This is a genomic window from Neisseria sp. P0018.S001 (genome assembly GCF_051957355.1).
Classification (GTDB): domain Bacteria; phylum Pseudomonadota; class Gammaproteobacteria; order Burkholderiales; family Neisseriaceae; genus Neisseria; species Neisseria subflava_A.
Genome location: NZ_JBQCWN010000006.1, coordinates 46,070 through 61,212, shown reverse-complemented (window position 1 = coordinate 61,212; position 15,143 = coordinate 46,070). Strand labels below are relative to the sequence as shown.

The 15,143-nt window shown below is 50.0% G+C and carries 10 protein-coding genes; 4 read left to right on the top strand and 6 right to left on the bottom strand.

Annotated features, from left to right (window positions below; translation table 11 throughout):
• Window positions 1-3 precede the first annotated feature (3 nt).
• Together ACTHTJ_RS05620 and ACTHTJ_RS05615 are read right to left on the bottom strand one after the other, a co-directional pair.
• Window positions 4-1,068, bottom strand: coding sequence for a 2,3-butanediol dehydrogenase (locus tag ACTHTJ_RS05620; RefSeq protein WP_003745670.1), 1,065 nt, complete (start codon window positions 1,066-1,068; stop codon window positions 4-6).
• A 233-nt stretch (window positions 1,069-1,301) separates the two neighbouring features.
• The gene (locus ACTHTJ_RS05615) at window positions 1,302-2,360 is read right to left on the bottom strand and encodes a histone deacetylase family protein (protein ID WP_070583609.1); all 1,059 of its coding nucleotides are present in this window, start codon (window positions 2,358-2,360) and stop codon (window positions 1,302-1,304) included.
• Window positions 2,361-2,537: 177 nt separating this feature from the next.
• Here ACTHTJ_RS05615 and yajC point away from each other — a divergent pair, with 177 nt between their 5' ends.
• From yajC to ACTHTJ_RS05595, 4 genes are all read left to right on the top strand, one after another.
• A complete protein-coding gene (gene yajC, locus ACTHTJ_RS05610; RefSeq protein ID WP_003675720.1) occupies window positions 2,538-2,804 on the top strand; it encodes a preprotein translocase subunit YajC in 267 nt (88 codons plus the stop codon).
• A gap of 75 nt (window positions 2,805-2,879) precedes the next feature.
• On the top strand, window positions 2,880-4,733 hold the full coding sequence (secD, locus tag ACTHTJ_RS05605) for a protein translocase subunit SecD (protein ID WP_070583607.1): 1,854 nt from the start codon (window positions 2,880-2,882) through the stop codon (window positions 4,731-4,733).
• Window positions 4,734-4,736: 3 nt separating this feature from the next.
• The gene (gene secF, locus ACTHTJ_RS05600; RefSeq protein WP_070583605.1) at window positions 4,737-5,672 is read left to right on the top strand and encodes a protein translocase subunit SecF; all 936 of its coding nucleotides are present in this window, start codon (window positions 4,737-4,739) and stop codon (window positions 5,670-5,672) included.
• Window positions 5,673-5,996: 324 nt separating this feature from the next.
• Window positions 5,997-6,878, top strand: a complete 882-nt coding sequence (locus ACTHTJ_RS05595) for a carbohydrate kinase family protein (RefSeq protein ID WP_070583604.1) — start codon at window positions 5,997-5,999, stop codon at window positions 6,876-6,878.
• A gap of 79 nt (window positions 6,879-6,957) precedes the next feature.
• On the opposite strand, the gene ACTHTJ_RS05590 is transcribed toward ACTHTJ_RS05595, so the two are convergent.
• The 4 genes from ACTHTJ_RS05590 to nusA all read right to left on the bottom strand — a co-directional run bounded on the left by ACTHTJ_RS05590 (window position 6,958) and on the right by nusA (window position 15,126).
• Window positions 6,958-7,515, bottom strand: coding sequence for a nitroreductase family protein (locus ACTHTJ_RS05590; protein ID WP_070583602.1), 558 nt, complete (start codon window positions 7,513-7,515; stop codon window positions 6,958-6,960).
• Between the two features lie 110 nt (window positions 7,516-7,625).
• Window positions 7,626-10,364: a calcium-binding protein gene (locus ACTHTJ_RS05585; RefSeq protein ID WP_070583600.1), complete on the bottom strand. Its 2,739-nt coding sequence runs from the start codon at window positions 10,362-10,364 to the stop codon at window positions 7,626-7,628.
• A gap of 350 nt (window positions 10,365-10,714) precedes the next feature.
• Window positions 10,715-13,609, bottom strand: coding sequence for a translation initiation factor IF-2 (infB, locus tag ACTHTJ_RS05580; protein ID WP_440360854.1), 2,895 nt, complete (start codon window positions 13,607-13,609; stop codon window positions 10,715-10,717).
• Window positions 13,610-13,620: 11 nt separating this feature from the next.
• Window positions 13,621-15,126 carry a transcription termination factor NusA gene (nusA, locus tag ACTHTJ_RS05575; RefSeq protein WP_049330906.1) on the bottom strand — a complete coding sequence of 502 codons (1,506 nt, stop codon included), beginning with the start codon at window positions 15,124-15,126 and terminating at the stop codon, window positions 13,621-13,623.
• Between the last annotated feature and the right edge of the window lie 17 nt (window positions 15,127-15,143).

Here is a 15,143-nt window from a genome sequence, read left to right as displayed (position 1 = left end):
ATATTACAGGTTCGGATTAACGATGATTTTGACGGCGGATTCGTTGTTGTGAATCAGACGCTCGAAGCCTTCGGAAATCAGCTCGTCCAGCTTGATGCGCTGGGTGATGAAAGGTTCGAGGTTGATTTTGCCTTCTTCAACCAATTTGATGGTTTCTGCGTGGTCGTTGCAGTAGGCGATGGTGCCGCGCACGTCCAGCTCTTTCATCACAACGCTGTGGACGTTGATGGTAGCGGGGTGGCTCCAAATGGATACGATGACGACTTTCGCAGTCGGACGGCACGCTTCGACCATGGTGTCCAGCACTTTGTTGACGCTGGTGCATTCGAATGCAACGTCTACGCCTTCGCCGTTGGTCAGTTTTTTCACTTCTTCAACGACATCGACTTCGGACGGGTCGAGGATGTAGTCGGCAACGCCGGCTTCGCGTGCTTTGTCTTTACGTGCTTTGCTCAATTCGGTGATGATGACTTTGATGCCTTTGGCTTTCAATACGGCAGCCAACAGCAAACCGATTGGGCCTGCGCCGCCGACCAATGCGACGTCGCCTTCTTTCGCGCCACTGCGTACATAAGCATGGTGGCCGACAGACAGAGGCTCAATCAAAGCAGCTTGGTCCAATGGGATTTTGTCGGAAATAGGGTGTACCCAACGGCGTTTAACGGCAATTTTTTCAGACAAGCCGCCACCGCAGCCGCCCAAGCCGATGAAGTTCATGTCTTTGGAGAGGTGGTAGTTGCTGCCTTCGCCGGTCGGTACGTCGTCGCGGATGATGTAGGGTTCAACAACAACGTGTTGGCCGACTTTGATGTCGTCCACGCCTTCGCCTACGGCATAAACCACGCCGGAGAACTCGTGACCCATGGTTACAGGGGCTGACTCGCCGGAGATTGGGTGTGGATGGCCGCAAGGCGGAATGAAAATCGGGCCTTCCATGAATTCGTGCAGGTCGGTACCGCAGATACCGCACCACGCAACATTGATGCCGACAGTACCCGGAGCTACGGTTGGCTCGGGAATGTCTTCGATGCGGATGTCGCCTTTGTTGTAAAAACGTGCTGCTTTCATTGTAACGCTCCTTTTTTTAAGTGGAGGCCGTCTGAAAAAGACGGTCAATTGGGGAAAGGGAAGCAGTGTGGCGTGTGAAATGTTTTTATTGATATGTTTTATGTTTGTTATTTTACTACTGATAATATGGAAATGGTTTGTCTTTGCTCAAATTAAAGTTTGTAAATGAAAAAAAAGGCCGTCTGAAATGGATAATCTGTTTTCAGACGGCCTGGGGCAATAGTTTGAATGCGTTATGGTGTAGGATTGTTACTTTTGCCGCGCTTCAGATGCTTTTGGTAGGCGATGACGTAGTCGGCCTTGCTTAAGCCAGCCAATACGCGGATGTGGGCGGCAGCGGATTTAGACATGGATTCCAAGGTATATCCGCCCTCCAGTACGGAAACGACACGTCCTTGACAGCTTGCCGTTGCTTGGACGATTTTGTGCGTCAGCCAGGCAAAGTCGGCTTCATGCAGGTTCAGACGGCCTGTTTCGTCTTGTTTGTGCCCGTCAAAACCTGCCGAAAGCAACACCAACTCGGGGCGGAAGGCCGTGAGCTTGGGCAGCCATTGTTTGCGGATGGTCGTGCGGAAGATACGGCTGCCTGTGCCCGGTTTGAGGGGCGTATGCAGCATATTCTTATTGCCGGCGTATTGTTCCGCCTGAGGGAAGGGAAAGATGTCGGTTTCAAACAGGTTGAAAAACATCACGCGCGGATCGTCTTGGAGAATCTCCGCCGTACCATCGCCGAAGTGGACGTCGAAATCGATGATGGCGATGCGTTGCAAGCGGTATTGGGCAATGGCATGCATCACGCCGGCGGCAACGTTGTTGATCAGGCAAAAGCCGCCGGCGCTGTTGCTGTGGGCATGGTGGCCTGGCGGGCGGATGGCGCAAAAAGCATGCCAGGCCTTTTTGTTCATCACCATATCGACTGCCTTGACGACGGCGCCGGCCGCAAAACGGGCGGCTTGGAGGGAGTCGTGGCAGATGACGGTATCGTCGTCGATACGGTGGATTTTACCGGGGAGCGGCTGGGCGGCTTCCAATTCGTGCAGATAGTTACGCGAGTGGACCAATGCCAGCTGCGCATCTTTGATTTCCGGTGCTTCGGTGGTTTGCAGGCGACGCCAAATGCCTTCTTGTCTTAAGGCGGTTTGAATGGCGCTGATGCGTTCGGGCCTGTCGGGATGGTTGGGCCCCGGCAGGTGCTGTAGGAATATCGGATGCGAAATCCATACGGTGCGGGCGTTTTTGCCAAACAAACGGCGTAGGCGGGTGCTGATGCGCCAAAGGATTTTTTTGAACATGGAACAGTATGTGTCGGACAAGTCGTAAAGACTGCTAAATATGGTTAATAAATACGGAAATACTTGGAAATTTTTCAGACGGCCTTTAGAATAGCTCAATTTTGCAGTCCAACCAATGTGTTTGATTGCAGTGTGCAGTTTTTTACTTAATCTAAAACTTGAAAGAACGGATATATTATGAATCAAGCAGTGGCTCAATTTGCCCCTTTAGTGCTGATCATGGTGGTGTTCTACTTCCTGATTATGCGTCCTCAACAAAAGAAATTCAAAGCGCACCAAGCGATGTTGGCCGCTTTGAAAGTCGGCGATAAAGTCGTTTTGGCAGCAGGTTTCAAAGGCCGTGTGACCAAAGTCGGCGAGCAATTCTATACTGTCGACATCGGTCAAGGTGCGAAAATCGAAGTGGAAGTTGAGCGCAACGCGATTGCCGCGAAAGCCGAATAATCCGTTTTTTTGCAAAAAGCCGCCTCATTTTCCGAGCGCGGCTGTTTGCCTTTATAAATAAAGCAAAGGTTTACCATGAACCGTTATCCTTTATGGAAATACCTGCTGATTGCGTTCACGATTGTGGTTGCGGCTGTTTACTCGCTGCCCAACCTTTTCGGTGAAACGCCTGCCGTACAGGTATCAACCAACCGACAAGCCATCGTGATCAACGATCAAACCCAGTCTAAAGTGGATGCCGCGCTGAAACAGGCAGGTATTCAGACTGATGGTATGTTCATCGTCGACAACTCGCTGAAAGTGCGTTTCAAAGATACCGAAACGCAATTGAAAGCGCGCGACGTCATCGAAAATACTTTGGGCGAGGGCTATATTACCGCGCTCAACCTGTTGGCAGACAGCCCTGAGTGGATGGCGAAAATCAAAGCCAATCCGATGTTCCTGGGTCTGGACTTGCGTGGCGGCGTGCATTTCACCATGCAGGTGGACATGAAAGCCGCGATGCAGAAAACGTTTGAACGTTACGCCGGCGACATCCGCCGCGAATTGCGTCGCGAAAAAATCCGTACCGGTACGGTGCATCAGGCTGAAAATGGTCTGACTGTGCCTCTGCAAGATGCTGCCGATGTACAAAAGGCTTTGCCTCAGTTGCAAAAGATGTTCCCTGAAGCCACTTTGCTTGCAGACGGCAACAATATCGTGCTGACTCTGTCTGAAGAGGCGATCAATAAAGTACGTTCTGATGCGGTAAAACAAAACATCAACACTTTGCATAACCGTGTGAACGAATTGGGTGTGGCAGAACCGGTTATCCAGCAATCCGGTCTTGACCGCATTGTCGTACAGTTGCCGGGCGTGCAAGATACTGCCAAAGCCAAAGACATTATCGGCCGTACCGCGACTTTGGAAGTACGCATGGTGGAAGACGATCCGATCAAGCTGCAAGAAGCCTTAAACGGTAATGTACCGACCGGTTACGAATTGCTGTCAAGCGGTGGTGATCATCCGGAAACTATTTTGGTCAACAAACAAGTTGAACTGACCGGCGACAACATCAACGACGCGCAACCTAGCTTTGACCAAATGGGTGCGCCTGCCGTGAGCCTGAGCTTGGACAGCGCAGGTGGCAGCATTTTTGGCGAATTGACTTCGGCCAATGTGGGTAAACGTATGGCTATGGTGTTGATCGACCAAGGTAAATCCGAAGTCGTGACTGCGCCTGTCATCCGCTCCGCCATTACCGGCGGCCGCGTGGAGATTTCCGGCAGCATGACGACAGCCGAAGCCAACGATACTTCATTGTTGCTGCGCGCCGGTTCGCTGGCTGCGCCGATGCAGATTGTCGAAGAACGTACCATCGGCCCGTCTTTGGGTAAAGAAAACATTGAAAAAGGTTTCCACTCTACCTTGTGGGGCTTCGCTGCTGTTGCTGCATTCATGGTGATTTACTACCGCTTGATGGGTTTCTTCTCTACCATTGCCTTGAGTACCAATATCTTGTTCCTGGTGGGTATTTTGTCTGCCATGCAGGCAACGCTGACCTTGCCGGGTATTGCCGCCTTGGCCTTGACCTTGGGTATGGCGATTGACTCCAACGTGTTGATTAATGAACGTATCCGTGAGGAACTGCGTGCCGGTGTCGCACCGCAGCAGGCCATCAACCTCGGTTTCCAACACGCTTGGGCAACCATTGTCGACTCCAACTTGACCTCTCTGATTGCCGGTATCGCTTTGTTGGTATTCGGTTCCGGTCCGGTACGCGGTTTTGCGGTTGTACACTGTATCGGTATTCTGACTTCGATGTATTCATCCGTGGTCGTGTTCCGTGCTTTGGTCAACTTGTGGTACGGCCGCCGTCGCAAATTGCAAAATATTTCCATCGGTTCGGTATGGAAGCCGAAAGCTGAAATGGCAGAAGGCAAGGAGTAAAACATGGAATTATTTAAAATCAAACGCGATATTCCGTTTATGAGCTACGGCAAACTGACGACCTTTATTTCGTTGGTTACGTTTATCGCCGCCGTGTTCTTTTTGGTAACCAGAGGCCTGAATTTCTCCGTCGAATTTACAGGCGGTACGGTGATGGAAGTCCAATATCAGCAGGGCGTGGATGTGAATAAAACGCGCGAACGCCTCGATACGCTGAAAATGGGTGACGTACAGGTTCAGGCATTGGGTACGAACAAACACATCATGATTCGCCTGCCGAACAAAGAAGGCGTAACGTCTGCCCAGCTGTCCAACCAAGTGATGGATTTGCTGAAAAAAGACAATCCTGACGTTACCTTGCGCCAAGTCGAATTCATCGGCCCTCAAGTCGGCGAAGAATTGGTCACCAACGGTTTGATGGCATTGGGCTTCGTGGTGGCAGGTATCATTATTTACCTGTCCATGCGTTTTGAGTGGCGTTTTGCAGTATCGGCGATTATTGCGAATATGCACGATATCGTGATCATTCTCGGCTGTTTCGCCTTCTTCCAATGGGAATTCTCATTAACTGTCTTGGCAGGTATTTTGGCGGTTTTGGGTTATTCCGTGAACGAATCTGTGGTTGTGTTTGACCGTATTCGTGAAAACTTCCGTAAGCCGCATATGCGCGGCCACACTGTGCCGGAAGTCATCGACAACGCGATTACCGCGACCATGAGCCGTACCATCATTACCCACGGTTCGACCGAGGCAATGGTTGTTTCTATGCTGGTGTTTGGGGGCGCAGCCTTGCACGGTTTCTCTATGGCGCTGACCATCGGTATCGTGTTCGGTATTTACTCTTCCGTATTGGTTGCCAGTCCGCTCTTGCTGATGTTTGGCTTGAGTCGTGAGAACATTGCCAAAGAAGTGAAGAAAAAAGAGGAAGTTGTAGTCTAAACACTGCAATAATTCGATAAAGGCCGTCTGAAAATTGATTGAATCAGTTTTCAGACGGCCTTTTGTATTTAAATTTCAGAATATTTTGTTTTAATGAAATAGGAGGGGATAAATGTGAAAGAAAAAGAAAAAATAGGAACAATATAATTTTGTGATGAATCAAGTTTATTGTCTGATATGCCCTTAATTGCTTGTCAGTCCCAATATTTTAAAACATAATACTTTTGCCCCCGATGCTGGAGTTTTACTACAAGTACATGATTTGCAAAAAATCTGTCGGGAGTGCAGACCCTGCCAATCAACCTCAAAAAAGGAAGGCCAAGAATGAAAGTAACCAGTTTCGGCGAAGTGCTGTGGGACGATTTTCCAAACGGAAAGGTATTGGGTGGTGCACCCCTGAATGTTGCTGTCCGTTTGCAGTCTTTGGGTATCGATGCTGCCATCATCAGCCGTCGCGGCGATGATGCCGATGGTGAGGAATTGCTACGTCAAATTCAAAGTAAAAACGTCAATACTGATTATTTGCAGGTTTGTCACGAATGTGCGACCAGTTTGGTGAAAGTACACTTGGACAAGTCTGGCAGCGCGTCTTATGAGATTGTTTATCCTTGCGCGTGGGACAGAATTGCGAATGATAATGCGGCAATCAAACGTGTGGCAGAATCCGATGCTTTCGTTTTTGGCAGCTTGGCAACCCGCGATGAAGTTTCGCGTAAAAGCTTGGCGGTTTTGCTGAAAGAAGCCAAATTTAAAATTTTTGACGTTAATCTGCGTAAGCCTCATTACGATATTGACCGCTTGCTTGAGACCATGAAACAGTCCGATATGGTCAAACTCAATGATGATGAGTTGTATGAATTGGCTGCGGCTTATGGCTCTCCTTATCACAGCATCGAGCAAAATATCTGCTACCTCGTTGAGCTGACCGGCGTCAAAATCCTTTGCGTGACTTTGGGCAGCCATGGCGCGGTTTTGTATAAGGACGGCGAGTTGTACCGTCATTGCGGTTTCCGCGTCAAAGTGGTGGATACCGTCGGCTCCGGCGACAGCTTTCTTGGCGGTTTGACTTACAAACTGTTGAACAATGCGCCTCCTCAAGAAGCCATTGCTTTTGCTTGTGCGCTGGGTGCATTGGTTGCTTCACGTCATGGCGCGACGGCGGATATTTCTTTGGAAGAAGTTGAAGCGTTTATGAATCCTGCTTGATATTTTGACAAGAGACATAAAAAGGCCGTCTGAAAACCATTAAATCAGGTTTTTCAGACGGCCTTAGTATTTTCAGGCTTTACCAATAAGTTGTAAAACATTCTAAGTTGGTATTTTTCGGGCCGCTTCCTTCTTCGGTCGGCGAACCAATCATCATCAGGCCAATGATTTTGTCTTTGTCGGTACACTCAAATGCTTCGCGCAACAATGGGCTGTTGACCCACATGCCCGTAATCCAAACATTGTCGAAGCCTTGAGCAGAAGCAGCCAGTTGTAAAGCATAGGCGGCGCAGCCGGCAGTCAGCATTTGTTCCCATTCAGGTTTGGGTTTTGCCACTTCACGGTTTGGCGTAAATGTAACGCCGATAATCATAGGCGCCATGTTGCCGACGCGTTCGGCCTTTTTCATAGCATCCTCGCCGAAGTTGAGTTCGGTAACGGTCTTGCTCAACAGCTCGCGGAAACGTTGTAAGCCGGCCTCGCTTTGAATCACAGTAAAGCGGTAAGGGCGCATATTGCCGTGATCAGGTACTTGTGTTGCCGCTTGCAGCATTTGTTCCAGTTGCTCGGTATTGGGTGCCGGAGCAGTCAGTTTTTTGGAAGAGCGACGCGTAGTGAGGAGATTTAAGGCATCCATTTTTATTCTTTCTTGTGAATTCGAATGAGAATAATTATATAGCAGAACGATAAATAAATCAGCAAAGGACTAAGGCCGTCTGAATTAAGGTTTCAGACGGCCTTTGAGTTTTACAGGATACCGTTGTTTTGTGTATTTTCAGTCATCAGTGCTTTGCTGATTTCGTCGGCGGTATAGCTCTTACCGTTTCCGAATACAAAGCTGTCGACATTATTGTTGGCAATGTCATGGATGGTCAGGGTGTCGCCTGTATCTTTGATGGTTAAGACCCAATCATCTCCGGTTTTCAACTGTAAATCTTTCAGCGTAATCCCTTCTTTGAAAAGGACTTGGGTATCGCTGCCACCATACGGATTAAAGGTGTCGTTGCCGCTGTTTCTACCAAACATGATAACGGTGTTGTCGGCACCCAGGTCGGTAATGGTATCGTTGCCGTCGGCTGTATCGACGATGTTGATGCCTCTGCCCAAAGTAATGGTTTCATCGCTGCGGTTGCCCCTGTATTCGACAACAGAAGCGTAACGCGACAAATCTAAATCGCTGTTGTCGCTATCGGCATGGATGGTGTGGTTGAAGTTGTTGTACACATCACGGTTGAGTTCATCAACGGGTTGGCCGGTGTATTGGACGATGTTTGTGTTGCCGATCATGTGCGGGATAGACAGTTTGAAGTGGTTGATCAGCTCGCCCGTGCTGTATGAGGTATTGCCGTCAAACTGAAACTCGGAAATTGCACCATAAATACCGCTTTGGTTTTTGATGGTTAAAACATCGTCTGTGCCTTTAATGCGGATATGCCAAGTATCACCATCCAGCAGGGGATTGGTCACAAATTGAGAGCTGTCAGGCATGTTGATAATACTGGTTTTGTCGTAACCTTTTTCAATGGTAATTTCGAGGTCGTCAAGGGTAATGCCGCCGGTAAATTTCACGACGTTGGCGTTGAGTCTGTGTAGGCTTGCTTTGCTATCAAAACCGAAGTTGAAGTCAAAAATGGTGTCGTGACCGTAACCTTTGCCGAAAACATAGGTATCGTTGTGTTCGCCGCCTTCCATGTAATCATTGCCTGCGCCGCCGTCAAGCAGGTCGGCACCTACATGGGCATAGAGTTTGTCGTTACCGTTGCCGCCGTAGAGTTTATCGTCGGAATCTGGCTCAGTGCTGTAATAGGTTGCACTGTGTTCGCGCAAGATGTCATCGCCGTCGTGGCCATAGAGGGTGTCATGGCCGTCGTTGCCGCCGTCAATTTCATTGTTGCCTGCATTACCATGCAAAGTGTCATCGCCGTCAGTACCGGCAAATTTAATGGTTTCAGCTTTCACAGGTTGAAAGGCTTGTTGGAACTGAGTGGCAGTGTAAGTTTGGTCGTTAAACTGGAAGCGGTCGATAGAAATGCTGCCATCCGCACCGATTTGGTTTTGAATCAGGGCAGAACCTTGTTCGGAAGTAATTTCCCAGCTTTGGCTGCCATCATCGTTATGAATGGTCTTCAGGTTGAGCTTGGCATTGTTCAGGCCGTCTGAAAACTTGAGGGTATTGATTCCTTGGTTGTCGATAATGGTATCGTTGTCGCCGTAGATATAGGTATCGTTTCCGGCGCCGCCTTTCAGAATGTCTTTACCGTTGCCGCCCACCAAAATGTCGTTGCCTGTATCACCGTTGATGACATCGTTGCCGTTGCCGCCATCCAGATAATCATTGCCCTCGCCGCCATTGAGGTTGTCGTTGCCACCCATGCCGTAAACAGTATCATCACCGCGTCCGCTATTGAGGCGGTTGCGGCCTTCGTTACCGGTCAGGATGTTATTGCTGTTGTTGCCGGCGGCAAAAATATTGGCTGAGCCGGTCAGGGTAACATTTTCGACGTGGGTAGCGGCAGTATGGGAAATGCTGCTGAATACGGTATCTTCGCCGCCATCAGCCTGTTCAATCACCACGTCTTTTACATCATCAACGTAGTAAGTGTCATTGCCGTTCCCACCTTCCATAATGTCGGCATCGGCTTTGCCGTCGATCATATCATCGCCGGATGTGCCGATCAGGTAGTCATTGTCGTCGCTGCCATCGATGGTCTGACCGATTTCGGTATGCTCAGCCAGGGAAATATCAAAATATTTGGCAAAGTTGTTTACATCCAGTTTTTGAGTGCCAATGATGAAATGGGAGACTGCCGGTGTTGTACCGTTTTGAGTGTATTGGTTTTTGATGGTTAAAACGGCGTTGCTGTTTTTTACGGCAATCAGCCAGTCTTTACCACCGGTTTCGTTGTTTTGGACTTCAACGGTTAAATCGTTAAGGCTCAGATCAGTATGAAAGCGGATGCTGTTGTGGCCTTGATTGTCGATGATGGTGTCTTGCTCGCTTTGGGCAGAGAAAAGGTAGGTATCGTCGCCTTCGCCACCTTCAAGCACATCGTTGCCTGCTTCGCCGTTGAGGATGTCATTGCCTGTTTCGCCGAAAAGAAAGTCGTTGCCTTCGCCGCCATTGATGACATCGTCGCCACCGCCGCCGTAAACGATGTCGTCACCGCGCCCGCTGTTGAGGCGGTTGCGGCCTTCATTGCCGATGAGGATGTTGTTGCTGTTGTTGCCAGCACCGAAAATGTTGGCTGTACCGGTCAAAACAAGGTTTTCAACGTGGTTTGGAAGGGTATAGCTGACGTTGCTGCAAACTGTATCATCGTCGCTATTTGGGTTTTCAATGATTATATCGTCACTGAGGGTTACATAATAAACGTCATCTTCCGACGTGCCTATCGTTACTTGTTCAAGGAAGGAAGGTTGTAATTGCTCTAAATGTCGTAATTCAAATTGCGCATTGGGGGTGCGCATTGCTTTTTCGATTGTCATGATATTTTCTTTAGATATTGATGAGAGTAACAAGGAAGTAAACGTATCCGGCATATGGCCGGTATTGCTTAATTTGTATTGTGTTTAGGCTGTATATACTAGTGCCGAAATTTGATAAAAACAACAGAAACGTTAAGATATGACAATATATAGAGAGCGTTATTAGGCTTAGTTTGCCGTCTATTCCTTTGCTAAATGGCTTTGCCTTGTATGTCTGTTTTGTTTCTTATATACCACACATCAATTTCCATAGTTTCAAACTATGAATGGTTGTAAAAAGGCCGTCTGAAAAAAAGAAGCAGGTTTCGCATTGCAAAACCTGCTTCTGATTTTTCAGACGGCCTGTCTGATTACAGAGTACGGGCAACTTCGACGATGTCGAAACATTCGAGTTGGTCGCCTTCCATAATCTCGTTGTAGCCTTTGAGCATCAGACCGCACTCGAAGCCCATGCGGACTTCTTTGACGTCGTCTTTGTAGCGTTTCAAAGAAGACAGCTCGCCGGTATGGATAACCACGTTGTTGCGGATGAGGCGGACATGGGAATCGCGTTTGACCACGCCGTCGGTAACCATACAGCCTGCAATGTTGCCGACTTTGGAAACGGAGATAACCTGACGGATTTCGACCGTGCCGGTTACTTGCTCTTTCTCTTCCGGAGAGAGCATACCGCTCATGGCGGCTTTCACGTCGTCGATGGCATCGTAAATGATGTTGTAGTAACGGATTTCCACGTTTTCATTTTCAGCCAGTTTGCGTGCGGAAGCATCTGCACGGACGTTAAAGCCGATGATGAATGCGCCGGAAGCGATGGCCAAGTTGACATCAGATTCGGTAATGCCGCCAACGCCGCTGTGCAACACGTTCACTTTCACTTCGTCTGTGGACAGTTTTTTCAGGCTGCCCGCCAAAGCTTCGTAAGAACCTTGTACGTCTGCTTTGATGATGACGGACAAGGATTGGGCTTGGTTTTCGCCCATGTTGTTGAACATGTTTTCCAGTTTTGCGGCCTGTTGTTTGGCCAAGCGCACGTCGCGGTATTTGCCTTGACGGAAGAGGGCGATTTCGCGCGCTTTTTTCTCGTCGGCCAATACCATTACATCTTCGCCTGCGTTCGGAACGTCGGACAAGCCGAGGATTTCGACAGGGATAGACGGACCGGCTTCATTGATGGCTTTGCCGTTTTCGTCAACCATTGCACGGATTTTACCGAATGCAGTACCGGCCAGCAGCATATCGCCTTTTTTCAGCGTACCGCTTTGTACCAAGAGGGTGGCAACCGCGCCGCGGCCTTTGTCCAAACGTGCCTCTACGATGATACCTTTGGCAGGTGCATCGACTGGGGCAGTCAGTTCCAAAACTTCGGCTTCGAGCAAGACGGCTTCGAGCAATGCATCGATGTTCAGGCCTTTTTTAGCGGAAACGTCGATAAACTGTACATCGCCGCCCCATTCGTCAGGCACGACTTCGTGCGCAGTCAGCTCTTGGCGGATACGCTCAGGGTTGGCAGCTTCTTTATCGATTTTGTTGACGGCAACCACCATCGGTACGCCCGCAGCTTTAGCGTGGGCAATCGCCTCGATGGTTTGCGGCATTACGCCGTCGTCGGCTGCAACCACAAGAATCACGATATCGGTTGCTTTTGCACCGCGCGCACGCATGGCGGTAAACGCTTCGTGACCCGGAGTATCCAAGAAGGTAATTACGCCGCGAGGGGTTTCAACGTGGTATGCACCGATGTGTTGGGTAATGCCGCCCGCTTCGCCTTGTACCACTTTGGCGCGGCGGATGTAGTCCAGCAGGGAAGTTTTACCGTGGTCAACGTGACCCATCACGGTAACAACCGGAGGACGCGGCAATGCTTCGGCTTCTACTGCTTCAACGCCTTCATCCAAGAATGCTTCAGGGTCGTCGGCGGCGGCAGGTTTACCGATGTGGCCGAGTTCTTCCACCACAATCAGGGCAGTGTCTTGGTCGATAGATTGGTTGATGGTTACCATCATGCCCATTTTCATCAGGGCTTTAACCACTTCGACGCCTTTAACGGCCATTTTGTGTGCCAAGTCGGCAACGGTAATGGTTTCAGGCACCAAAACTTCGTGTACGACAGGCTCGGTCGGTGCTTGGAAGGCGTGTTGGTTTGGCTCAAGTTTGAGTTTTTTGCCTTTTTTGCCGCCGCGTACGCGCTCATCGTCGCCAGTGCGTGTATTGTTGCGGTCGCGACCACCTTTGCCGCCTTTGCCTTTGGCGTTACGGCCTTGAGTGTCTTCATCACGCTCACGACGGTCTTCTTTTTTACCGCGCGCGTTGTGTTCGGATTTGCCTTCGCCGGATGCTGCTTTGGCTTTCTCGGCAGGTTTGTTGCGCTCGCCTGATTTGGCTTCTTTAGTAGGTTTTGAGTCTTTCTCGGCCTGTTGTTTTATGGCTTCACGGCGTGCTTGACGCTCTTGTTTTTCTTTCAACAAGGCTTCTTGATGCGCACGCAGGGCGGCGGCACGACGGGCTTCTTCATCGCGCTGAGCCTGTTCTTCCACGCTGACGACAGGTTGCGGTACGGCAGGAGCGGCAGGTTTGGCTGCTTTTTTCGCTTCTTTGCCTTTGCCGCCTTTGTCTTGTTTGGCTTTGGCAGGTTTCTTAGCTTCGGCTGGTTTTTCAGCTTCAACGGATTTTTCAGACGGCTTGTTGTCTGTTTTAGCTTCAACTTTTGCTTCGGTCTTAGCTTCTACGGTTTCAACCGGTTTGGCTTCTTCTTTTTTGGCTTCGGCAGGTTTGCCTTCTGCTTTTGGTGCGGCTTTGGCTGCTTTCAGTCTGGCTGCTTCGGCCTCTGCTTTGGCACGGGCTTCGGCTTTTGCGGCAGCTTCTGCTTCAGCTTTGGCTTTTTCTTCGGCAGCTTGGGCAGCTGCTTTTTCTGCTTCGGCTTTTTGGTTTTCCGCTGCTACTTTGGCTTTGGCTTCCGCTGCCAATTCTTCGGAAGAAGGAATGGTAACGGCACGGCTGCGGCGGCGTGTTTCCACTTTTACGCCGTCAACGGTGCTGACTTCGGTTTTTTTGCGGCGGATGCTGATGGTGCCGCTGTTGCTGCCGTTTTTCTTTTGCAGGTAAGCAGTCAACAGTTGTTTGTCGTCAGTGGTTATGCTGTCATTACCGCTGTTTTTATTGACCCCGGCTTCTTTCAATTGTTTAAGCAAATCATCGACGGGGCGGTTTAGTTCGGCGGCAAATTGCGCTACGGTTGTATTACTCATTCAGTACCCCCTTAGTTGTTTTCTTCAGTAAACCAGTGTTCGCGTGCAGCCAAAATCACTTTTTTGGCTTCTTCTTCGTCAACACCGGTAATTTCGACCAATTCGTCAACAGACAATTCGGCCAGATCATCGCGTTGGGTAACGCCGGCTTCGGCCAGTTTGCGCAACATATCGGAATCTACGCCGTCTAAATTGCGCATGTCTTCAGACACTTCACCCAGTTTTTCTTCTGCGGCGATGGTAATGGTCAGGATAGCGTCGCGTGCGCGGTTGCGCAGGGTTTCAACGATTTCTTCGTCAAAGCCGTCAATGGCGAGCAATTCTGCCGCTGGAACGTAAGCAACTTCTTCCAAAGTGGCAAAGCCTTCTTCCACCAAGATATCGGCAGTTTCGTCGTCGATGTTCAAGTGGGTGGTGAAGAGGTTGCGGATAACGGCGTCTTCGGCGGCATTGCGCTCGTCGGCTTCTTCAACGGTCATGATGTTCAGCTGCCAGCCGGTTAGGATGGAAGCCAGACGGACGTTTTGACCGCCACGGCCGATGGCCAGCGCCAGTTGGTTTTCATCAACAATCACATCAACAGCGTGTTTGTCTTCATCAATCACGATGCGGCTCACTTCGGCAGGAGACAGCGCATTCATCACGAATTGGGCTGGCTCAGGAGACCACAATACGATGTCGATGCGTTCGCCGGACAATTCGTTGCTCACGGCGTTAACACGGGAACCGCGTACGCCGATACAAGTACCTTGCGGGTCGATGCGTTGGTCGTTGGCTTTAACGGCAACTTTGGCGCGTTGGCCGGGATCGCGTGCTACCTCGCGGATTTCCAACAGGCCGTCTGCAATTTCAGGCACTTCGTTGGCGTAGAGTTTGGCCAAGAAGTCGCCGCTGGTGCGGCTTAAAATGACTTGTTTGCGACCGGTATTGCCGATTTCGTCCACACGCAGGAAGAGGGCGCGGATGCGGTCGCCGCTGCGGAAGTTTTCGCGCGGAATCATTTCTTCGCGCGGAATCAGTGCGTCAAGTTTGCCTGCTACGACTTCAACGATGATGCCGTGGCGCTCGACGCGTTTTACCGTACCGGAAACGATGTCTTCTTTAGAAGCGAGGAACTCGTTCAGGTTTTGCTCGCGCTCCGCATCACGGATGCGTTGCAGAATGATTTGTTTGGCAGTTTGAGCTGCTTGGCGGCCGAAGCCTTCGTTTGGCAGCTGCTCTTCGTAGTATTCGCCGATTTGGATGGTTGTGCCGGGAATTTCTTCTTGGATTTCCTCGATGGTTTTTTCTACGTCGGGGTAGGTGTAGTCTTCATCGGCAACAATCAGCCAGCGGCGGAAGGTTTGGTATTCGCCGGTATCGCGGTCGATTTCGACGCGCACGTCCATGTGCTCGCGGTCGGCTTTTTTCTTGGCAGCAGTAGAGAGGGCGAATTCAAGGGCTTTGAATACGACTTCCGTTTCAACGTTTTTTTCACTTGCCAGCGCTTCGGCCAGCTGTAACATTTCGCGACTCATTTTCTAGAATCTCCAAG

Coding starts and splice junctions, on each gene's coding strand:
- ACTHTJ_RS05615 (WP_070583609.1), bottom strand. CDS start 2,360: ATGTTCAAAAAAATCCTTTGGCGCATCAGCACCCGCCTACGCCGTTTG.
- ACTHTJ_RS05590 (WP_070583602.1), bottom strand. CDS start 7,515: ATGGATGCCTTAAATCTCCTCACTACGCGTCGCTCTTCCAAAAAACTG.
- ACTHTJ_RS05585 (WP_070583600.1), bottom strand. CDS start 10,364: ATGACAATCGAAAAAGCAATGCGCACCCCCAATGCGCAATTTGAATTA.
- secD (WP_070583607.1), top strand. CDS start 2,880: ATGAACCGTTATCCTTTATGGAAATACCTGCTGATTGCGTTCACGATT.
- infB (WP_440360854.1), bottom strand. CDS start 13,609: ATGAGTAATACAACCGTAGCGCAATTTGCCGCCGAACTAAACCGCCCC.
- secF (WP_070583605.1), top strand. CDS start 4,737: ATGGAATTATTTAAAATCAAACGCGATATTCCGTTTATGAGCTACGGC.
- ACTHTJ_RS05620 (WP_003745670.1), bottom strand. CDS start 1,068: ATGAAAGCAGCACGTTTTTACAACAAAGGCGACATCCGCATCGAAGAC.
- nusA (WP_049330906.1), bottom strand. CDS start 15,126: ATGAGTCGCGAAATGTTACAGCTGGCCGAAGCGCTGGCAAGTGAAAAA.
- yajC (WP_003675720.1), top strand. CDS start 2,538: ATGAATCAAGCAGTGGCTCAATTTGCCCCTTTAGTGCTGATCATGGTG.
- ACTHTJ_RS05595 (WP_070583604.1), top strand. CDS start 5,997: ATGAAAGTAACCAGTTTCGGCGAAGTGCTGTGGGACGATTTTCCAAAC.